At 69.4% G+C, this 19,710-nt stretch carries 16 protein-coding genes; 10 read left to right on the top strand and 6 right to left on the bottom strand.

Features of this window, described 5'->3' with window-relative positions; translation table 11 throughout:
- The first annotated feature begins 74 nt into the window (after positions 1 to 74).
- The 4 genes from ACH442_RS30295 to ACH442_RS30280 are packed head-to-tail and all read left to right on the top strand — an operon-like array spanning position 75 to position 5,192.
- Positions 75 to 941 (top strand): carbohydrate ABC transporter permease, encoded by an 867-nt coding sequence (locus ACH442_RS30295; protein WP_396341526.1) that lies wholly within the window; start codon positions 75 to 77, stop codon positions 939 to 941.
- Complete coding sequence (locus ACH442_RS30290) at positions 941 to 1,849, top strand: carbohydrate ABC transporter permease (protein ID WP_396341525.1); 909 nt, start codon at positions 941 to 943, stop codon at positions 1,847 to 1,849. The genes ACH442_RS30295 and ACH442_RS30290 overlap by 1 nt, the downstream gene beginning before the upstream one ends.
- Before the next feature lie 26 nt (positions 1,850 to 1,875).
- Positions 1,876 to 3,219, top strand: coding sequence for an ABC transporter substrate-binding protein (locus ACH442_RS30285; protein WP_396341524.1), 1,344 nt, complete (start codon positions 1,876 to 1,878; stop codon positions 3,217 to 3,219).
- A complete protein-coding gene (locus ACH442_RS30280) occupies positions 3,216 to 5,192 on the top strand; it encodes a beta-galactosidase (RefSeq protein WP_396341523.1) in 1,977 nt (658 codons plus the stop codon). The genes ACH442_RS30285 and ACH442_RS30280 overlap by 4 nt, the downstream gene beginning before the upstream one ends.
- Positions 5,193 to 5,298: 106 nt before the next feature.
- Here the strand turns inward: ACH442_RS30280 and ACH442_RS30275 are convergent, their stop codons facing one another.
- On the bottom strand, positions 5,299 to 5,703 hold the full coding sequence (locus ACH442_RS30275; RefSeq protein ID WP_396341522.1) for an AbfB domain-containing protein: 405 nt from the start codon (positions 5,701 to 5,703) through the stop codon (positions 5,299 to 5,301).
- Positions 5,704 to 6,423: 720 nt separating this feature from the next.
- Between ACH442_RS30275 and ACH442_RS30270 the strand changes: the two genes are divergently transcribed.
- The 3 genes from ACH442_RS30270 (at position 6,424) to ACH442_RS30260 (ending at position 9,260) form a co-directional block, all read left to right on the top strand.
- Positions 6,424 to 7,509: a hypothetical protein gene (locus ACH442_RS30270; protein ID WP_396341521.1), complete on the top strand. Its 1,086-nt coding sequence runs from the start codon at positions 6,424 to 6,426 to the stop codon at positions 7,507 to 7,509.
- Positions 7,510 to 7,592: 83 nt separating this feature from the next.
- Entirely contained in the window at positions 7,593 to 8,573 is a 981-nt protein-coding gene (locus tag ACH442_RS30265) for an endonuclease/exonuclease/phosphatase family protein (protein ID WP_396341520.1), read from the top strand.
- An 81-nt stretch (positions 8,574 to 8,654) separates the two neighbouring features.
- The gene (locus ACH442_RS30260) at positions 8,655 to 9,260 is read left to right on the top strand and encodes an SAM-dependent methyltransferase (protein ID WP_396341519.1); all 606 of its coding nucleotides are present in this window, start codon (positions 8,655 to 8,657) and stop codon (positions 9,258 to 9,260) included.
- A gap of 251 nt (positions 9,261 to 9,511) precedes the next feature.
- On the opposite strand, the gene ACH442_RS30255 is transcribed toward ACH442_RS30260, so the two are convergent.
- Positions 9,512 to 10,267: a formylglycine-generating enzyme family protein gene (locus tag ACH442_RS30255; RefSeq protein ID WP_396341518.1), complete on the bottom strand. Its 756-nt coding sequence runs from the start codon at positions 10,265 to 10,267 to the stop codon at positions 9,512 to 9,514.
- Positions 10,268 to 10,517: 250 nt separating this feature from the next.
- Between ACH442_RS30255 and ACH442_RS30250 the strand changes: the two genes are divergently transcribed.
- Positions 10,518 to 11,513: a glycoside hydrolase family 6 protein gene (locus tag ACH442_RS30250; RefSeq protein ID WP_396341517.1), complete on the top strand. Its 996-nt coding sequence runs from the start codon at positions 10,518 to 10,520 to the stop codon at positions 11,511 to 11,513.
- Positions 11,514 to 11,841: 328 nt separating this feature from the next.
- Here ACH442_RS30250 and ACH442_RS30245 read toward each other — a convergent pair whose 3' ends face one another.
- Both ACH442_RS30245 and ACH442_RS30240 read right to left on the bottom strand, forming a co-directional pair.
- Positions 11,842 to 13,791 carry a galactose oxidase-like domain-containing protein gene (locus tag ACH442_RS30245; protein WP_396341516.1) on the bottom strand — a complete coding sequence of 650 codons (1,950 nt, stop codon included), beginning with the start codon at positions 13,789 to 13,791 and terminating at the stop codon, positions 11,842 to 11,844.
- Complete coding sequence (locus tag ACH442_RS30240; RefSeq protein ID WP_396341515.1) at positions 13,788 to 15,476, bottom strand: glycosyltransferase family 2 protein; 1,689 nt, start codon at positions 15,474 to 15,476, stop codon at positions 13,788 to 13,790. Before ACH442_RS30240 ends, ACH442_RS30245 begins: the two co-directional genes overlap by 4 nt.
- A gap of 160 nt (positions 15,477 to 15,636) precedes the next feature.
- On the opposite strand from ACH442_RS30240, the gene ACH442_RS30235 reads away from it, so the two are divergent.
- Together ACH442_RS30235 and ACH442_RS30230 are read left to right on the top strand one after the other, a co-directional pair.
- Positions 15,637 to 16,368 carry a PhzF family phenazine biosynthesis protein gene (locus tag ACH442_RS30235; RefSeq protein ID WP_396341616.1) on the top strand — a complete coding sequence of 244 codons (732 nt, stop codon included), beginning with the start codon at positions 15,637 to 15,639 and terminating at the stop codon, positions 16,366 to 16,368.
- A 102-nt stretch (positions 16,369 to 16,470) separates the two neighbouring features.
- Positions 16,471 to 16,746, top strand: a complete 276-nt coding sequence (locus ACH442_RS30230; protein ID WP_396341514.1) for a hypothetical protein — start codon at positions 16,471 to 16,473, stop codon at positions 16,744 to 16,746.
- An 839-nt stretch (positions 16,747 to 17,585) separates the two neighbouring features.
- Here ACH442_RS30230 and ACH442_RS30225 read toward each other — a convergent pair.
- Positions 17,586 to 19,112, bottom strand: coding sequence for a trypsin-like serine peptidase (locus tag ACH442_RS30225; protein WP_396341513.1), 1,527 nt, complete (start codon positions 19,110 to 19,112; stop codon positions 17,586 to 17,588).
- Complete coding sequence (locus ACH442_RS30220; RefSeq protein WP_396341512.1) at positions 19,096 to 19,416, bottom strand: trypco2 family protein; 321 nt, start codon at positions 19,414 to 19,416, stop codon at positions 19,096 to 19,098. The genes ACH442_RS30225 and ACH442_RS30220 overlap by 17 nt, the downstream gene beginning before the upstream one ends.
- Positions 19,417 to 19,710: the final 294 nt, after the last annotated feature.

Here is a 19,710-nt window from a genome sequence, read left to right as displayed (position 1 = left end):
ACGCAAACATTTCCGACCGCGGTCGAACATGTTTACGTAAACATCGACAACGACAACCAACGTAAGGAGGCACGTTGACACGGCGGTCATGGATCGGATGGCAGTTCGTTGCCCCGTTCCTTGCGGTGTTCGCGCTGGTCTTCCTCGCGCCGATCGCCTATTCGCTCTACCTGAGCCTGTATCGCACCAAGCTGATCGGGGGCACCAGCTTCGTCGGCCTGGAGAACTACTCCAAGGCGATCGAGGACCCGCAGTTCTGGTCCGCGGTCGGCCGGGTGAGCCTGTTCCTGGTCGTCCAGGTGCCGATCATGCTGTTCCTGGCGCTGCTGATAGCGCTCGCGATCGACAGCGGACGGCTCTACGGCTCGTCCTTCTTCCGCATCTCGATCTTCCTGCCCTACGCGGTGCCGGCCGTCGTGGCCACGCTGATGTGGGGCTTCATGTACGGCAGCCAGTTCGGCCTGATCCGTTACCTCAACGACTGGTTCGGGACCACACTGCCCGACCCGCTCGCCCCGAACCTGGTCCTGGCCGCCATCGGCAACATCAACACCTGGGAATTCGTCGGGTACAACATGATCCTCCTGTACGCGGCGCTGCGCGTCGTGGACCCCTCGCTCTACGAGGCGGCGGCGATCGACGGGGCCGGCCAGTTCCGGATCGTCCGCGCGATCAAGCTGCCCGCCCTGCGCGGCCCGCTGCTGATCGCCACGTTGTTCTCGATCATCGGCAGCTTCCAGCTCTTCACCGAGCCGGTGGTGCTGCGCACGATCGCCCCGAACGCGATCCTCACCTACTTCACGCCCAACTACTACGCCTGGCAGTTGTCGGTCGGTGGCCAGCAGTTCAACTACTCCGCGACCGTCGCGGTCGTGATGGGCCTGCTCACCATGCTCGTGGCCTATCTGGTGCAGGCCCGCGCCGTACGGAAGGCGGTCTGATGGTCTCCGCACCCACGATCCGCCCGCAGGCGCGCAGCAGAGCGCGAGCCGAAGCGAAGCCGCGGGCCAGGACCAAGAGCTGGTCGCTGACCGCGATCGCCACCCTGATGCTGATCTACACGCTGCTGCCGCTGGCCTGGCTGTTCATCAGCGCGACCAAGACGCAGGACGACCTGCTGGGCTCGTTCGGCCTCTGGTTCCACGGCGATTTCGCGCTCTTCGACAACATCGGGAAGACGTTCACCTACCAGAACGGGATCTACCTGCGCTGGCTCGGCAACACGGTGTTCTACGTGGTGATCGGGGCCGGCGGCGCGACCCTGCTCTCCACGCTCGCCGGGTACGGCCTGGCCAAGTTCGCCTTCCCCGGCCGCAAGGCGGTCTTCGCCCTGATCCTCGGCGCGGTCGCCGTGCCGCCCACGGCGCTCGCGATCCCGACCTTCCTGATGTTCGCGAAGGCCGGGATCACCGACACGGTCTGGGCGGTGATCATCCCGTCCCTGATGGTCCCGTTCAGCCTTTACCTGATGTGGACGTTCTCCCGGGACGCGGTGCCGGACGAGATCCTCGAGTCGGCCCGGGTCGACGGCGCCGGCGAGTTCCGCATCTTCTTCAGGCTCGCCGTCCCGCTGCTCTCGCCCGGCCTGGTCACCGCCCTGCTCTTCAACGTCGTGGTGACCTGGAACAACCTCTTCCTCCCGCTGATCATGCTGAAGGACCGGAACCTCTACCCGATCACCCTGGGCATCTACTCCTGGAACCAGCAGGCCCAGACGGTCGGCGGCGACGTCGTCTTCAACCTCGTGATCACCGGGTCCCTGCTCGCCATCGTCCCGCTCATCGCCGCCTTCCTGCTGCTCCAGCGTTACTGGCAGTCGGGCCTCGCGGTGGGCAGCGTCAAACAGTGAATCCCTTCAGAGAAAAAGGAATGCGCATGGAAATCTCCCGCCGGCGCCTGCTTCTCGGCGCCGCCTCGTCCTTGGCCCTGCTCGCTGCCGGTTGCGGCTCGTCCGACGACGGCGGCGACGACACGAAGGCCGCGTCCACCACCGTCTCCGACGCCGACGTCGAATCGGCGCTGCAGGCCGGTGGCAGCATCACCGTCTGGGCCTGGGAGCCCACGCTGACCAAGGTGGTCGCTGACTTCCAGACCAAGTACCCCAAGGTCAAGGTCAACCTGATCAAGAACGGCAGCGGCAACGACCAGTACACCGCGCTGCAGAACGCGATCAAGGCGGGCACCGGGGTGCCGGACCTCGCCCAGATCGAGTACTTCGCGCTGCCGCAGTTCGCGCTCGGCAAGGCGGTCACCGACCTGAACACGTTCGGCGCGAAGTCGCTGGACGGCACGTTCACCCCCGGCCCGTGGAGCTCGGTGCACTCCGGCGACAAGATCTACGGCCTGCCGATGGACTCCGGCCCGATGGCGCTCTTCTACAACAAGGAGGTCTTCGACAAGTACGGCATCCAGGTCCCCACCACCTGGGAGGAGTACGCCGCCGCGGCCGAGAAGCTGCACACCGCCAACCCGAACTCCTGGATCACCAGTGACAGCGGCGACGCCGGCTTCACCACCAGCATGATCTGGCAGGCCGGCGGCCGGCCGTACAAGGTCGACGGCACCGACGTCACGGTCAACTTCGACGACGCCGGCACCAAGAAGTGGACCGGCCTCTGGCAGGGCCTGATCGACAAGAAGCTGCTCGCCCCGGTCGCGGGCTGGAGCGACGCCTGGTACAAGGGCCTCGGCGACGGCACCATCGCCAGCCTGGTGATCGGCGCCTGGATGCCGCCGAACCTGGAGTCCGGCGTCAAGGCCGCGGCCGGCAAGTGGCGGGTCGCGCCGATGCCGCAGTGGGCCTCCGGCGAGAAGGTCACCTCGGAGAACGGCGGAAGCTCCCTGGCCGTCACCGAGGCAAGCCAGAACAAGACCATCGCGTACGGCTTCATGAAGTACGCCACGGTCGGGGACGGGGCCCAGAGCCGCACCGACGAGGGCGCGTTCCCGGCGACCACCAAGCAGATCACCGCGGACGCCTTCAAGAACAAGGAGTTCCCGTACCTGGGCGGCCAGAAGGCCAACGAGGTGCTGGCCGAGGCCGCGAACGAGGTCGCGACCGGCTGGAACTACCTGCCCTTCCAGGTGTACGCGAACAGCGTCTACAACGACTCCGTCGGTAAGGCCTACACCGGCGGCAGCACCCTGCAGGACGGCCTCAAGGCCTGGCAGGACACCTCCGTCAAGTACGGCCAGGAACAGGGCTTCACGGTTAAATGACAACGGACAACACGACGCCCCGGCGCTGGCTGCGCCGCGCCGGGGCGCCCCGCCTGGAGTTCGGCGCCGACTACAACCCCGAGCAGTGGCCGCGGGAGGTCTGGGCCGAGGACGTGCGGGCCATGCAGGAGGCCGGAGTCACCGTCGTCTCGCTGGCGATCTTCTCCTGGGCCAGGATCCAACCCCGGCCCGAGGTGTACGACTTCGCGTGGCTCGACGAGGTGATCGACCTGCTGCACGCCGGTGGCATCGGGGTCGACCTGGCCACCGCGACCGCGTCGCCCCCGCCGTGGCTGACTGCCCGGCACCCGGAGATCCTGCCGGTCGACAAGTTCGGCAACACCGTGTGGCCGGGCGGGCGTCAGCACTGGCGGCCCACCTCGCCGGTCTTCCGGGCGCACGCGTTGCGCCTGGTCCGTGCGCTGGCCACCCGGTACGGCAAGCACCCGGCCGTGGTCGCCTGGCACGTCAGCAACGAGCTGGGCTGCCACAACGTCTACGACTACTCCGACGACGCGGCGACCGCGTTCCGCACCTGGCTGCGGGACCGTTACGTCACGCTGGACGGGTTGAACGAGGCGTGGGGCACCGACTTCTGGTCACAGCGGTACTCCGACTGGGACCAGATCATCCCGCCGCGGCAGGCCGCCACCCACCCGAACCCGACCCAGAACCTCGACTTCAAGCGGTTCTCCTCGGACGCGCTCAAGGACCACCTGCGCGCCGAGCGGGACCTGCTGCGCGAGCTCAGCCCGGACGTGCCGGTCACCACGAACTTCATGGTGATGGGCCAGATGAACACCATGAACTACCCGGACTGGGCGGCCGAGGTCGACTTCGTCTCCAACGACCACTACGTGCTGCCCGGCCCGCAGGCCCGTGACGAGCTCTCCTTCTCGGCGAACCTGACCGGCAACATCGCCGGTGGCAGGCCGTGGTTCCTGATGGAGCACTCCACCAGCGCGGTCAACTGGCAGCCGATCAACGTCGCGAAGAAGCCCGGTGAGCTGCACCGGGACTCGCTCACGCACGTGGCCCACGGTGCCGACGCGGTCTGCTTCTTCCAGTGGCGGCAGTCGAGGGCCGGTGCCGAGAAGTACCACTCGGCGATGGTTCCGCACGCGGGGGAGGACAGCGCGCTGTTCCGTTCCGTGGTCTCGCTCGGCCGGCGGCTGCGTGACCTCGCGGACCTCGCGGGCAGTGACCGGGTTCCGGCCGAGGTGGCGATCCTCGTCGACTGGGAGTCGTGGTGGGTGTCCGAAAACGACTCCCACCCGACGGATCGGCTGCGGTACCGGCAGGAGGCGCTCGACTGGTACACCGCGCTGCTCGACCACGGCATCCGCGCCGACGTCGTGCCGGCCGGTGCGGCCTGGGAGAGCTATCGGATGGTGATCGCGCCGATCCTGCACGTGGTACCGGCCGGCCTGGCCGGACGACTGCGGGACTACGCGGCGACCGGGCACCTGGTCACGACGTACTTCTCCGGGATCGTCGATCAGAACGACCAGATCTGGCTGGGCGGTTACCCCGGCGCGTTCCGCGACGTGCTGGGCATCCGGATCGAGGAGTTCGCCCCGCTGCTGGACGGCGAGACCGCCGAGCTGGACAACGGGACGACCGGCACGCTCTGGACCGACCGGATCGAGGTGACCGATCCCGAGGTGGAGATCATCGCCCGTTACAAGACCGGTGAACAGGCGGAACGCCCGGCGATCACCCGGCGCGCGGTGGGCGCCGGATCCGCGGCGTACGTCTCGACGCGGCTCGGCGCGGACGGCGTCGCCGCGGTGCTGCCCGGGTTGCTGGACGCCGCGGGGGTGACCAGTGAGTTGCCGCCGGCCCTGCGCGGGCGGGTGGAGCTGGCCCGGCGCGGGGATCACCGGTTCCTGATCAACCGCACGTCCGAGCCGGTGGACCTCGGCGCGGACGGGATTCTCGAGCCCAGAGGCGTGGTGATCCTGCGCTCCTGATCAACGGGCCAGGCGCTGGGTGCTGCTTCGGGGGCCTTGAAGCAGCACCCAGCGGGCTGGGCCGAACCGGCGTCCGTCTGGCGACGGGCGCCGGTTCACGTCGTTGTCAGCTCGTCGTGCCCGGCACGAGGGCCAGGGCCTGCTCCGCGGTGGCCTCCCGGAGGAACAGGCGGCCGTCGGATTCGGTGACGAAGCGTTTCGGATAATTGATGGAACGCAACGCGAGGGCGGCGCCCGAGCGAATCGTGATCGGACAGAAAGTAGCGTCCTGAGCGAACAGATCCGACCGGTCCTGGCGGTTCAATTTTATTTCGAAGTTCTGGTGCCGAATGAAATAGCCAGGATAGTTAACAGATTCGAGCGAGACGCATCCGGAATTGCCCAGGCCGGCACGCACCGTGAAGGTCGAGTCGGCTCGGTCGCTCGCGCTGCTGGACGCTCCGACGGCGTCGACCCGCCCGAGGAAATTACGGTGCCGGATCCGGAACCCGGGCCGGTCGGCGAGCGGCATGATGACCGTCGACCCGACACTCACCGTGACGGCCGGGGGCGTGGTCGTGCTGGTCGTGGTGGTCGTGGTGGTGAAGCTGCGGGGCGGGGAGGGGCTCGGCCTCGAAGTCGGCCGATAGCGCAAGGGGGTCGTCGTGGGAGCGCTCCCGGCGGAACTGGGGCTTGAACTGGGGATCGGGGCGACGGCGACGGTCGGGGCGGGTGGCGGTGCCGGTGGGACACCGCCGGCCAGGAACGTCGGGTCGCCCGGCTTCTCGGCGCTGCCGAGAGAGGACGCGGTCACTCCGGCCACCCCCAGGGTGGCGACCGCGACGGCCACCAGGGCGGCCCGCCGGCGGAACTGCCCGGACCTGCGGCTCCAGCCCGGGAAACCGGGAATCGGCGCAGGCGGGAAAGAGGCGGGCATGGTGGGCCGGAACGCCGCTTTGCGGGGCGTCACATCGGGGGAATACGGCGGCACCCAGCCGCCGACCCGCAACCCCTCGGGGGAGTCGTCTTCCGGCATGAAATTCGCTTCCTGCAGAACCTGACGCAAACAAACTTAATGAAGCGATAAGGATCTTTGTCGGACGGGTGCCGGATATCAAGGGGTTCGCTGGAAAACGCGTACAAATCTTTTCTCGCCGAGTGCCGAACCGAACCGCGGGCCGGTGCGTATACCTCAGCGGACCACCCGGCGTGGACATGGGGTGCCGGGCGGCCGCAGCGAGGAGACGTACGCGTGGAGAGTCCTGTTCCCAAGACCGACGATCCGTCGGCTACCCCACCGGCCTGGCCCCGGATCTCCGATTACTGGCCCGACGCGCCGCACCGGTTCGGGCCGCCCGCCGACCACTACGAGCTGCCGGGAGTGGACGCCACCCGCACCGGGCCGGCCCTGCACACCCGGCCACCGGCCGAGGACTCGCCGGACGAGGATCCCGCCGGTACCCGGTGGATCGGGGACCCCGGCGGGCGTACCGGCATGGACTGGAAGCCCGTGGTGCTGCTGGCCGCGGTCGCCGTGCTGGTCGGCGGCGCCGTCTTCGCCGCGGTCTCCTACGCCCGGTCGGGCGGGGGCACCCCGGCCGCGCTCCCGCCCGCGCCGCTCCCCGCCGCGACCGCCGAGGCCACCCCGCCGGCCACTCCGCCGGCCACCCCGCCGGTCTCCGTCGCGGCCTCCCCGCCGGCCGCCCCGTCCACCGCGCCGAAGACGGTCGTGCCGCCGCCGGCCACCGTCTCCACCCCGCCCCCCATTCCCGCGTCCGCGACGTTCGAGCTGGTCAACGGCGTCAGTGAGCTGCAGGTGGCGATCGGCGACGCCGGCAGCGGCTTCTTCCGGGTCGGCGTCGGCGACGACACGACGATCACCGCGAAGGCCGCGTTCGCCGACGGCACCCTCAAGGTCACCGTCGCGCCGAACGGCCGGAAGAAGGGCTCGGCCAAGGTCACGGTGGTGCTCAGCGACAAGGTGAAGTGGTCGTTGCGGATGCGCGGCGGAGTCAGCGAGGCCGACTTCGACCTCTCCGCCGGCCGGGTCGGCGAGATCGAGCTGATCGGCGGCGCCGCGACCATGGACATGTCCGTTCCTGATCAGATGGAGACCATCCCGATCGTGGAACGTGGCGGCATCGGCACCTGGCGCATCGTCACCGACGGTAAGGAAGCGGTCCGCGCGTTCTTCCGCAAGGGCGCCGGCGAGGTCACCCTCTACGGCGACACCGACGACAGCGTGGACAAGGGCGACACGATCCGCTCCGGCCAGAACGCCGACGTGAAGATCGACTCGGAGGGCGGGGTCGGAACGCTGGCCGTCCAGACCGGCTGAGTTCTTCTGTCGTACCCGGCCGCTATGGTCTCCTCCGCTGTGCAAACATCGCCGATCTTAAGTAGATCAATACGGGGAGAGACATGACTCTGGCACGGAGAATCGCGGTCGCCGCGGCAAGCGCGCTGCTCGTTCTCGGTGGCACCACCGCTCCGGCGTCCGCCGCGGTGAACACCACCTACAACCTCTGGACGTGGAACGTCGGCGGCGCCAAGCTGCACGCGGGCCGCACCACCGACGGGCTGATCGACGCCGCCGCCAACTCGATCGTGAACCGTGACGCCGACTTCGCCGCGTTCAACGAGCTCTGCCAGAGCCAGTTCAACGCGCTGATCACCAAGCTGCGCGCGCTCGGCTGGCCGGCCGACACCACCAACTTCGCCCGCTTCACCGCCAGCTCGGAAGCCGGCAGCTGCGCCGCCGGTTCCGCCGGCGAGCCGTTCGGCAACGCGGTGTTCAGCAAACTTCCGCTGCTCGGGGCGCAGCGCTGGACACTGCCCTCGGACGGGACCGCCGAGCAGCGCAGCCTGACCTGCGTCGCGCCGACCGCCCAGCCGAAGGTGCACTTCTGCACGACGCACATCACCACCAGCAACGTCGTCGCCGCCAACGGCAAGAAGCACAACGAGAACCAGCTCGACTACGTGCTCGACCGCATGGAGGACTTCAACACCGCGGGCGACACCGCGCTGATCGCCGGTGACTTCAACGCCCAGCCCCACTACGGCCGGCTCAACGGGTGGTACTCGTCGACGCTGAACGTGGCGAACAACAGCGGCAACACCGGCGCCTACCGCGAGCTCGACGACAACGACTCGGGCAACTGCCTGGGCTACGGCGAGTGGACGGCCACCGGCACGCCCGGCAGCACACCGCCGTGCGGCGGGCTCGCCAAGATCGACCTGATCTTCGCCCGGCAGAGCCGCATCGTCGGCGGCTACAGCGGCGACTCGTTGAGCATCTCCACCGCCTGCACCGGCGTCGCCGCGACCGACGACTACCCGGCCGGCTCCTGCTCCGACCACCGCATCACGATCGGCACGGTCACCGTCTCCGTCGGCTGACCTGAGGCGGTGAGCCCGCCGCCCGGCCGGCTCACCGCCCCTGACGACTCGCGCGCGTCGCCGGAGGGGCAGAATCGCGGGGTGACACGTACCCAGGGTGACGCCCAGCCGCCGGAGAAGTCCTACTCCCTCGACCACTTCATCGGCCTCTACGAGGCGAAGGACGACCCCTGGGACAACGAGAGCAAGTGGAGCGACCAGCGTAAATACGCGGTCGCAATGGCGAGCCTGCCGCGCGCCCGCTACCGCAGCGGCTACGAACCCGGCTGCGCCGTCGGTGTGCTCAGCGTGATGCTCGCCGCCCGCTGCGACGCGCTGCTGGCCACCGACGCGGTCGAGGAAGCGGTGGTCCAGGCCCGTTCAGCCGCCGCCGGCCTTCCGCACGTACGCGTCGAACGTGCCCTGCTCCCGGCCGAACTGCCCACCGGGACGTACGACCTGATCGTCATCGGTGACCTGCTGTACTACCTCTCCGCCGACGACCTGCAGCTCACCGTCGACGGCCTGCTCACCCGCCTCGAGGAGGGCGGCGACCTGCTCCTCGCCCACTTCCGCGACCGCGAGAACCCCGGCGGTTACGACGGCTTCAACGTGCACGCGGAGGTCGCGGCCCGCCCCGAACTGGACCGCCTCATCCACCACGAGGACGAGTGGTTCCTCATCGACGTCTTCCGCAAGAGGACCTGAACGGTCCAGACATGCAGTGCCGACCCGCCCGCGGCCGTGGTGCACCAGGTGCCCGGGCCGGCCGCACCGGGCGGCTCGGGCACCGGAAACGAATACTCGATCGGCCCGCGGCGCGGCGAAGCGGCGCGCCGGTCGGTCGCCGCCGCGCGCCCGGACCACCACCTCGTCGTCCCTGCGCTGCATCAGCAGCGAGCCGCCGCACACCGGTTCGGACAGGCCGTCCAGGGTCGTGACCAGGCGGGCGTGCGGCATCAGCGGGCCGGCCGGGCGGCGACCGGGCGTACGGCGGTGAAGTCGTAGTGCTCGTAACGCGTGGACGAGAGCAGCAGCAACCATTCGTCGCAGCCCTGCCAGGGGGAGATGTCGGCCGCGCCGCCGCGGACCGTACGGGCGCCGTCGCCGAGTCGCGGTCGGGCGTCCGCCGGGGCGCCGTCGAAGCCGGGGATCCACACGTCGGCGCAGATCTCGTTCGCCGAGCCCATGCCGGCCAGCCCGAACGCGTTCTCCGCGGCGGCCGTGCGCTCCTCGTCGGCGAAGTCGTGGATCAGCCACTCCTCCTCGGGTTTGCCGTCGCCGCGGAAGGTCAGCGTCGTCGTTCCCGCCCGCGCCGCGTACTCCCATTCGGCCTCGCTGGGCAGCCGGAACGGCAACACCTCGAGCAGGTCGCCGAGGTCGTCCCCGAGCCGGGCCGTGCCGGAGTCCGCGTCGGCGTAGTCGTCCTCGTAGCCGGGCAGCCAGTGCTGCACCTGCGTGACCGTCAGCGGGTGCCGCGCGATCAGGAACGGCTCGACCCGCACCTCCCGCACCGGCTGGGCGTCCCCGGCCGCGGCGAAGAACGGCTCGACAGTGTCCTCGACGCCGCCGTCCCGCTCGATCACGCGGACCGCCTCCAGCTCGGCCTCGGACAAGCCCATCCGGAACACGCCGCCGGGCACCTCGCGGAACACCACTCCGGACGGGACGTGCCGCCAGGCCGCCCGCCCCGCCACGACTTCCTCACTCCACACGGCCGGGAACGCTAGCAGCAGCCCCCGACACCATCGGTGGGACTCAGCCCGACGGCAGAATCCCATACTCCGTCCAGGTCACCGGATCCGCCGGATGGTTCCCGCGTCGAGGGGAACATCTACGCGTACGCGTCGCCCGAGCGGGTGCTTCTCATGGATTCCGGCGAAACGGCGTCCCCGGTGTGGTCACCAGCGCCCGATGAGGCGGTACGGTGCGTTTTCTACCAGTTCGACGGACCGTGAAGGGGTTATGAGAGTTCGTTCCGCGGCCCTGGCCGTCGCCGCCTGCTCGGTCCTCGTGGGCTGTTCCGACGACCCGGCACCCCAGCCCGCCCCGACGACGGCGAGCCCGTCCGCGTCCGTCGAACAGTTCTACACCCAGCCGTCCGGGCCGGCCGTCGCCCAGGTCCAGCAGTGGGAGGCCGAAGGCCGGGTCGGGGACGCCACCGCGGTACGCCGGATCGCGGACGCGCCGACCGCGGTCTGGTTCGCCGACGCCGACCCCGGGTTCGCCGACGAAGCCCGTGACCTGGTCACCGCCGCGCGGGCGGCCGGCCGGACCCCGGTCCTGGTCGCCTACTACGTCCCGCAGCGCGACTGCGGCGGTCACTCCGGCGGCGGCGCGCCCGACGCCGCCGCCTACCGGGCGTGGATCACGCAGCTGGCCGCCGCGATCAACGGCTCCCCGGCGCTCGTCGTCCTGGAGCCGGACGCGGTCACGCACGTACTGCAGAATTGTCTTTCCCCGGAGTCCACCCAGGAGCGATATCAGCTGCTCGGGGAGGCGATCCGGGCCTTGAAAGCCGATCCGTGGGTGCGCGTCTACCTCGACGGAGGCAATCCGGGCTGGGTCAAGGACGTCGACCGGGTCGTCGATTCCCTGCGCCGAGCCGGTGTCGCCGACGCGGACGGTTTCAGCCTCAACGTCGCCAACTTCGAGACCACCGAAGCCAACATCGATTACGGTACGGCCATCTCCGACCGCCTCGGTGGAAAGCACTTCGTCATCGACACCAGTCGCAACGGCAACGGCCCGGCCCGCACCGAGGGGCCCGGGGACGGACACTGGTGCAACCCGCCCGGACGGGCCCTGGGCCCGGCGCCCACCACGCAGACCGGCAATCCCCGGGTCGACGCCTACCTGTGGGTGAAACGCCCCGGCGAATCCGACGGCGCGTGCGGCCGCGGCGCCCCGGAAGCGGGCCAGTGGTGGCCGGAGTACGCCCTGTCCCTGGCCACCAGCTGAGGTTCGCCGGCTCACCCGGGCCCGATGACCACGCTCGAGCCCGGTTCGCGAGGTCGGCCGGAGTGCAGTGGTGGTGACCGGCACGTGCCGCTCGAGCGGGCGAACGGCCGGGGGGGGGCGGGGGGGGGGGGGCGGGGGGGGGGCGGGGGGGGGGGGGGGGGGGGGGGGGGGCGCGGGGGGGGGGGGGGGGCGCGGCGGGGGGGGGGGGGGGGGGCGCGGGCGGGGGGGGGGGGGGGGGGGTGGCGCGCGGGCCCCGGCGCCGGGGGCGCGCGCGCCCCGCGCGCCCGCCCCCGCCCCCCCCCCCCCCCCCCCCCCCCGGCCGGGTGGCTCAGGAGACGTGCACCCATTTGGCGGTGGAGGGGACGCCCGCCGTGTCGGTCAGGAAGAGCATGTACCAGCCCGGCGGGATCACCCCTCGCTCCTTCGGCACCTGGACCATCACCCCGCCGGGGGTACGGCGTAGCGGCAGCGCCACCGAGCGCTGGTCCAGGTCGGTGGCGTGGGTGACCGCGGCCGGGCGGATCAGGCGGGCGGTCTCGATGCGGGCGGCGTCGGGGGTGGCGTACTGGACGACGGCGCCGCGGGCGACTTCGGCCGGGCCGGCGACGATCGCCGGGCGTGGGCTCTTGAACAGGTACGGCGGGCTGTAGATCTCGATGCGTTGTTCGAAGACGCCGGGGTTCTTGCCGGTCCGGTCGTAGATCGGGTCGCTGCCCATGGTGATCACCCGCCCGTCCGGCAGGAGCAGGGCCTCCGAGTGGTAGTCGCGGCCGACCGTGGGGGCGGCCGCGGTCCGGAAGACGTTCTTCTCCACGTCGTAGATCTGGGCGGTGAGCAGGTCGCTGCGCATCTGCCCGTGGTAGGGGCCGCCGCGGTATCCGGCCGAGCCGCCGCTGGTGAAGACGGTGTCGTCGGGCAGGATCACGGCGTTGAGGTACCGGGTCGGGTTCGGCAGGTCCGGCCCGGGTTCGTAGACGGGGTGTTTCACCGACAGGTCGGCGATGGCTGTGCGGGCGGTGGAGACGGGGGAGTCGCCGACCGCGCCGCCGCCGAGGATCATCACGCGTTGCTTCTGGGCCGGGGGCAGCAGCACTGACGCGCTGGTCTCGGTCATCGTCGCGTCACGCAGGCCGGGAACCGGCTGGAAGTCGTTGTTCTTCAGGTTCCACAATCCGGGGGTACGGCCTACCGTGGCCGACCCGTAGCCCGCGTTCGACCCGGAGAAGAAGAGTCGTTCGTCCCGGGTGACGAACAGTGCCGGGTAGGTGGGGAAGGGGCGGGTGAGTCCGGGGGTGGCGACCCAGCGTCTGTCCTTGGCGTAGTAGACCTCGTTGCGCCCGGGCAGCATCCGGCCGAACTGGTCGAGCCCGGACACGGCGATGACGTTGCCGCCGGACAGCGGGGCCAGGGTCGGGTACCACCGGTGGTCGGTGAGATCCCCGGTACGGACATAACGTTCGGCGGCCGGGTCGAACTCGTAGGACGTGTTGTCGCCGCCGTACTCCTGCTTGTCCCGGCTGATCTTGTCGGCCACCCCGTACAGGTTGTGGGCGGCGGCCCCGGTCAGCCCGGCGATGCGGTACTGCGCGGGTTGCTCGATCACCTGGCTGTCCCCGGCGATCAGCGCGTCGACCCAGACCTCGACCTCGCCGGCGTGCACCATGGTCGTCCCGGCGTGCACCATCTTCGCCGCGGCCGGAACGGTGACGTCGACGCGGGTCGCGTACTGCCTGCCGTCCGGTGCGACGAAGATGGTGCCCTTCTTCACCGGGAGCGGGCCACCGTCGGGCGACTCGTTCTTGATCTTCATGACGCCGGCCGCGAACGTGATGTTCTCCGGCAGCACCTCGTACGACTTGGTGCCCCCGGCGACCAGGAGTTTCCCGTCGGCGAGGAACGTGTGCCCGCCGCAGAACATGTCGGTCGGGGTCGGGATCAGCGAGTACTTGTCGGCGGCGGGGTCCCACAGGATCGTCTTGAACGTGCCGGCCTCGAAGTTCTGCCGGTTGTTGCCGGAGCCGGCGACGATCAGGACCTTGCCGGTGCTGAGCAGCGCGGCGTGGATCGCGTTGATCGTGAAGGCGCCCGGCACCGCGAGCATCGACCAGTGGCCGTAGGTCTCCTTGTAGGCCGGCCGATCGATCTTGAACTGGTGGTACTCGTCGGCGGCGAAGACCGCGATCGGGCGGTTCGCGGCGAGCACGGCGGCCGCGGCGGGGACGACGGCCAGGCTCCGGAGCAGTCGCCGGGCCGGCGTGGGTTCGGGTCGGGGGATCATGCGTACGTCCTCATCGGCTCTTTTGTTCGTTGGCAGGGGATGACCGCGGGCGTGGGCGACGGACGGCGCCGGAAGGCCCAGAGCGCGGGCGGAGCGAGGCAGAGAGCGAGGTTGAGTGCCGGCCACAGCCACATCAGGCCGTGCGTACGACCCGTGACCACGGCGGTGACCAGCAGGAACGCGAAGAACGCGGCCCAGTTGAGATGCGCCCGGAAGGTGGCGATCCGGTCGGGGCTGGCCGAGTCACCCTTCGGCGTTACCACGAACCCGGCCCGTTGCCGCAGAATCGTCTGCCGGAACGAGGCGACGTAGACCGGCGCGCACAGCGTGGAGAGCAGCATCCCGGTCAGCCCGGACGAGCCGGCCTCCTCGTGCGGGCTGACGTTGTGCCGGCGGTTCCACAGGTAGAGCCCGACCTGGAAGAGCGCGGCGTCGACGTAGAGCATCGACCACACCTGCTGCGGCACCTGCACGCCGCGGAACCCGAGCACGATGTGACCGAAAGCGGTCGCCGTGCCGAGCAGCCACGCGATCGCGGTCAGCGGGTAGTACGCCATCAGCAGGCCGTAGTGCAGCGAACGGCGTACGCCCAAGCCTGGAATCTTCTTCCAGAAACCGGTCAGGCACACCTCGTCGGTGCCGCGCGACCAGCGATGTTGCTGGCTGAAGAGGTCGGTCCAGGAGGACGGGCCCTCGCCGACCGCCAGCACGTCGGGCGTGTAGACCGAACTCCAGCGCCGGCCGGTCGCCGGGTTGCGGGTCGCGTGGATCGCCAGGCTGGTCGCCATGTCCTCGGTGATCGAATCCTGAAGACCACCGATACTGCGAAGTGCGTCGATGCGCACGGCGTTGTTCGTCCCCACCAGCATCGGCGAGCCCAGCTTGTTGCCGGCCCGTTGCAGCAGCGAGTGGAACAGGTACTGCTGCGACTCCGCCCACCGCGTGACCGGGTTGTCGTAGTTGCCGTAGATCTGCGGCCCGACCACGAACGCCACGTCCGGATCGCGGAAGTAGCCGAGGAGGCGCTCGCAGAACGACGGCAACGGCACGTGGTCGGGGTCGACCGAGACGAACACGTCGTACTCGTCGCCGTGCGCGTCGACCCAGGCGTTGTAGTTCCCGTGTTTCGTCCTCGCCTTGAAGGCGCCGCCGCCGGCGTTCCATTCCGGTACGCCCTTACGGCTGAAATGATTCGCGCCGACGCGCTTGCACATCTGTTTGACCTCGGCGTCGTCGCCCTCGTCGAGCAGCCAGACGTCGGGGCACTCGTGGATGCGTCGCGCCGCCCGCAGGGTCCCTTCGACCATCTCGATCGGCTCCTTGCCGGGCACGATCGTGGTGAGGAAGGCGACCCGCAGCCGGAGGTCCGGCGGGACCGGCACCGGATCGCGCGCCCGCAGCGTGGCGAGACAGAGCGTCACCACGTTGACCAGGCGGAACAGTTCGATCAGAGCAATCGCGACGACCATGGTCAGGGTCGGGACGCTGAGCCCGCCGGCCAGGTCGGCCGAGGTGAGCAGCCAGCCGAAGAACGTCGCCTCCAGCGTGAACGCGAAACCCGCGATCAGGAGGCTGCGTACCGGGCGATGGCGGGTCAGCCGCTTGAGACGGACCCGGTAGTCGCCATCGGGGGCCGGGTCCGGGGACCCGGCGAGGCGGCTGAAGCTGTCGTAGTCGTAGGGCATCGTGCTCCCTGAGCAATGTGGACAGACGGCCCGGTTGCGCACAGCACGCATTTACTGATTTTTCGGAAGTGAACCGGATTTTCCGGGCACAGTTGGACACTAGCCAGAGATCACCGGGGCTGGACATCCCCCGTACCCGATCGTGGAAGCTGGGACGGTGATGGTGGACGCATGCCTGCGCGACGGCCGGGGCGGCAGCCCCACGGTGGTTCTCCAGGACACGCCGGCGCGGGGCGCTCACCCCGGTGCCTCCCACACCGCGTACGTGACTCTCGGTGGTGACATAGCCGACATCCGGTTCTTCACCTCGACGGGGGAGTTGCCGGCCTGCGGGCACGGGACGGTGGCGGCGCTGACCTGGCTCGCCGACCGGCTCGGCCGCGGCGGTGAGTTCACGCTGCGGATCTCCGGGCGCATTCTCCGCGGGTGGGTCGACGGTTCGCGGGCCTGGTTCGAGCAGGCGCCGGTGAGGCTGCGGGACCCGGGTGACGTGAGCGCGGTGCTCGCGGCGCTCGGGCTGGGCCCGGCGCATCCCGGGGTGGTGGCGGCCTCGACCGGGCGGTGGCGGCTGCTGATCCCGGTGACGTCGGCTTCCCGGGTCGACCCGGACCTTCCGGCACTGCGCTCGGCGTGCGACGCGGCGGGCCTGCTCGGCTGCTTCGTCTACCACCCGGTCGCACCGGGCCGGTACGCCGCTCGGATGTTCGCGCCGTCGATCGGCGTGCCCGAGGACATCGCCAACGTCAACAGCTCGTCGGGTCTGGCGGCGGCTCTCGGCGTACCGGAAATAAGCGTCGATATGGGTGACCGGCTCGGCCACCCCGCCACCATCCTGGTCCGCACAACCGGCGGCCGGTTGCAAGCCGGCGGCGAAGCCCGGATCCGCACCTGACGGAGATCATCGCGAAACCGTCGAACCAATACGCCCGGTGATCCGTTTGCTTTGACAAGGCGGACGAGTTCGGTCCGCTCCAGATCCGACAAGGCGGTGGCGATGCTGATCCTGTTCCTGCTCATCCTGGTCCTGGTCGCCGCCTGCGTGCTCGCAGTGCGGGGGGTCCGCGCCGAAGCGCGCAAAGCGGAAGAACCGCTGCTGGTGCCCGAGGCGTTCTTCGCGCCTCAGAGCCTGGAAGGCGTGCTCTGCACCCAGCTGATGGACGGCGACATCACGCGCCGGCAATACATGCGATCGATGGAGGGCCTCGCCGCGCGCGACGAGGAGCGCCACCCGCTCGTCGTCCCGTGGCACCTCGGCGCCGGCGAGGAGTGACGCAGCGCAACATTGCTGCCCTTTTCCCCCACCGATTTCCCCGTACGTCGTGAAGCGCCACCGACCCGGCCCCCGGCCCGGTCGCGTGGCGCTTCCGCGTGTCACAGGCAGCGAGACGTGTCACGGATGGCGAGAAGCGTGCCGGAACGGTCGGAGTCGATCGAAGCCGGCCGCCGCGACGAACAAGCCCCAGAAACGGCATCGTCCACTGCTCGGCCACCACGGACGCATCAGCCGCAGCGCCCCGCGCGATCCGGATCGGCCCCGCAGGTGATCCGTGCGCGTCCACCGGCACGTCCACCCGGACCCCGGCCCTTTGCACCCCGCGCCGCGGCATGCCCGGAACCGTGACGTGCCGCCCTTGCCCGCGGGATCGGTCACCGTTCCCGGTCCTGTCCCGATTGCTTCTCGCCGGTTCGCTCGTCCCCTCGTGCTCGTCGATTCCGGCGCCCGATGGGCGGTAGATCAAATTATGTGTACGGCCGATGTCACCCGAATTGGTGGTTGAATGCTGCGGATCAAGTTATAACCTGATTTCTTCCACGGCATTACTTTATTGCTTGGGGGATCGAATGGCGAAGCATCGAATCCGTGGTGTCGTCCTGGCGCTCACCGTCGCTACCGCTGGTGTGCTGGTGACCGCTTCTCCCGGCCAAGCCCATCGGGTGTGCAACACGACAACGTCGACCACGATCAGCAACGGTCGCTCGAGCAGCGTCCATTGCACCGGTCAGGTCTCGTGCGACTGGGTCGTCACAAAATCGCACAAGGTCTGGACCTTGACGGGCCGTAAGACCGTTGTGGACGCGCGCACGTACAAATGCTGGTAGGCGGTCCGGTCAAGAATCCCCGGATTGAAAGTCGATGAGGTCGACGACGAATTCGCCGCCACTGACATCGCCGAACGAATAGGCCTGGAATCCGGTGTTCCCGGGACCGAGCAAGCGGCCTCGTGGGGCGTAGTCGATGACTGCTCGCCCGTTGACGGCGAGGCGGAGATGGACAGGCTCGGATGCGTCCGAGTCGTCGCAATGGGCGGTCAAGGTCACCGGTTTGCTCATGTCCAGCCCGTTGATCTTGACCCAGCCCGTCGGTGCGACTTCCGGCTCGACGATCTCCACCGCGCCGGAGTGACTCAGCCGGAACTCGTACCGGTCGGCGTCGTCCCGGCCTGATCCCCGGCACCACACCCCCCAGCTTCCCGCGCCACCCCTGATCGTCGCGGTGCCGGAGACGATCTCATGTGTTCCCGAGGTGTGTACGGGCGAGCGCACCGTGACGATCGTGCCGGGTTTCCGGATCGTCATGGCATACGTGTTGTTCGCGTACGCCAGGACGTGCGAGCCGGTTCTCCGTCGGGGCCAGCCGTCCGCCGAGGTGGCGAATACGGTGCGATACCGCACGGCGCCGGTCGCGGGATCGTCCGGCGCGAGCTCGTCCCAGTCGATGTTCGTACGGAACGCGGAAGTCGCCTCGGGTCCGTGCCCGTCGTCTCGCTGCCGGAGCCAGGTGACCACCGTTCCGGCCGTCGGCACCGAGCCGATCAGGAAGACGGCGGCTCCGAAAGCGGCCGCGAGGGTTCGCCTTCTGGCGGCGACCGAGCGGGGCACCCGTCTCAGCCGCCGCGGATCGGCGACATGCAGGCGCGTCCACCACTCGGCGGCATCGGGGAAGGCATCCGTCGTCTCATCGGTGGCGAGCAGATCCGCGAGCGCCGACACCGAGATCGACGACGTTCCCTGTGGGAGCCGATGTTCGGTGACGACACCTATGAGGTGGTCGCCGGCGAACACCGGCGCTCCCGACATGCCGGACCACTCCGATCGGCCGGCTGCGAGCTCGCCTTCGGGCAACGGTCGTGGCTGGGCCGACACCTGCAGGGTGAGCAGGCCGTCCACCGAGCTGGAGATCAGCGAGATGTCTCCGCGGACGTGAACGACATCCCGGATCATGCCGGAGTCCGGCGTCGATCGGTACTCCATGAAATCGGGATAGCCGAACGTCTCGCAGCCACGAACCATGTTCGGGTCCGGGCAGGCTCGATCCACCAGGGCAATCCGAAGTGGCCGGAAAAGCAGCGGTGCCGACTCGGCGAGGGCGATGATCGCCATGTCCAGTCGCGAGCCGGGCGGACTCAGAAGTGATGCGGCGAGATCAGCCGCGAAGCTTTCCTTGTGCCGGTTGCGGACCTTCACCGCGACCGCGCCGTGGACGACGTGCCCCGCCGTCAGAACCGTGTGCGGAGCAACGACACAGCCGGAACCGTACCGGTACCGGACGGGCGCGTCAGGACCCAGATCGGCGATGACCTCGACGATCCGGTCACGGAACTCGGAACTGCGGGCGGGGTTATCCCTTTTCCGCATTCGCTGAGGAATTCACTCGGACCGGCAGGCCGGATGCGGCGACCGGCGCGTCCAGGTTGACGGTGACCGTTTGCAGGGACTCCGATCTCCATCCGCCCTTGGCGCTCAGATCGACGGTCAGAGGCACTCGGAAGCCGGCTTTTCCGTCGACATGGCGGGTGACCGCGACCTTCATCTCGACCGTCACGCCGGTGATCGGAAAATTGATCTTCGCCTCGTGGGCATTTTCCTGTGCCGTGGCGATCTCCGCGCGGAGCGCCTCCAGGACTCCGGCGAGTCCCAGGCTGTCGTTCTCGTCGAACACTTCACACTTCTCCCGGTTCGCCGGATGTCGGCCCGCAGCATTGCACGCTTTCGTTCCCGGTGGCCGGGCGGTAATCCATTCGGGTGGCTCCGGTAATGCGACCGGCATCGTGCGAACGGCCGATCGTCCACAACGGACGGCTGTTCGCGGGTGGCCGGTCGGCCGCGCTGCGTGGTGCGGGTGCCCGGAGCCGGGGCTCGGTCCGGACGGTTCGCGACCGAGGTACGCACGAGCACGCGGTCATCTCCCCGTTGCCGGAGTGGCCCGGCGACGACATGCCGAACACGTGAAAGT

Source organism: Actinoplanes sp. NPDC020271, assembly GCF_044388125.1.
Taxonomy (GTDB): Bacteria; Actinomycetota; Actinomycetes; order Mycobacteriales; family Micromonosporaceae; genus Actinoplanes.
This window is presented reverse-complemented; position numbering and strand designations above follow the sequence as displayed.

Coding starts and splice junctions, on each gene's coding strand:
- ACH442_RS30275 (WP_396341522.1), bottom strand. CDS start 5,703: ATGCCGCTCGCCGACCGGCCCGGGTTCCGGATCCGGCACCGTAATTTC.
- ACH442_RS30230 (WP_396341514.1), top strand. CDS start 16,471: ATGCTGATCCTGTTCCTGCTCATCCTGGTCCTGGTCGCCGCCTGCGTG.
- ACH442_RS30225 (WP_396341513.1), bottom strand. CDS start 19,112: ATGCGGAAAAGGGATAACCCCGCCCGCAGTTCCGAGTTCCGTGACCGG.
- ACH442_RS30285 (WP_396341524.1), top strand. CDS start 1,876: ATGGAAATCTCCCGCCGGCGCCTGCTTCTCGGCGCCGCCTCGTCCTTG.
- ACH442_RS30290 (WP_396341525.1), top strand. CDS start 941: ATGGTCTCCGCACCCACGATCCGCCCGCAGGCGCGCAGCAGAGCGCGA.
- ACH442_RS30235 (WP_396341616.1), top strand. CDS start 15,637: ATGGTGGACGCATGCCTGCGCGACGGCCGGGGCGGCAGCCCCACGGTG.
- ACH442_RS30280 (WP_396341523.1), top strand. CDS start 3,216: ATGACAACGGACAACACGACGCCCCGGCGCTGGCTGCGCCGCGCCGGG.
- ACH442_RS30245 (WP_396341516.1), bottom strand. CDS start 13,791: ATGATCCCCCGACCCGAACCCACGCCGGCCCGGCGACTGCTCCGGAGC.
- ACH442_RS30265 (WP_396341520.1), top strand. CDS start 7,593: ATGACTCTGGCACGGAGAATCGCGGTCGCCGCGGCAAGCGCGCTGCTC.
- ACH442_RS30250 (WP_396341517.1), top strand. CDS start 10,518: ATGAGAGTTCGTTCCGCGGCCCTGGCCGTCGCCGCCTGCTCGGTCCTC.
- ACH442_RS30240 (WP_396341515.1), bottom strand. CDS start 15,476: ATGCCCTACGACTACGACAGCTTCAGCCGCCTCGCCGGGTCCCCGGAC.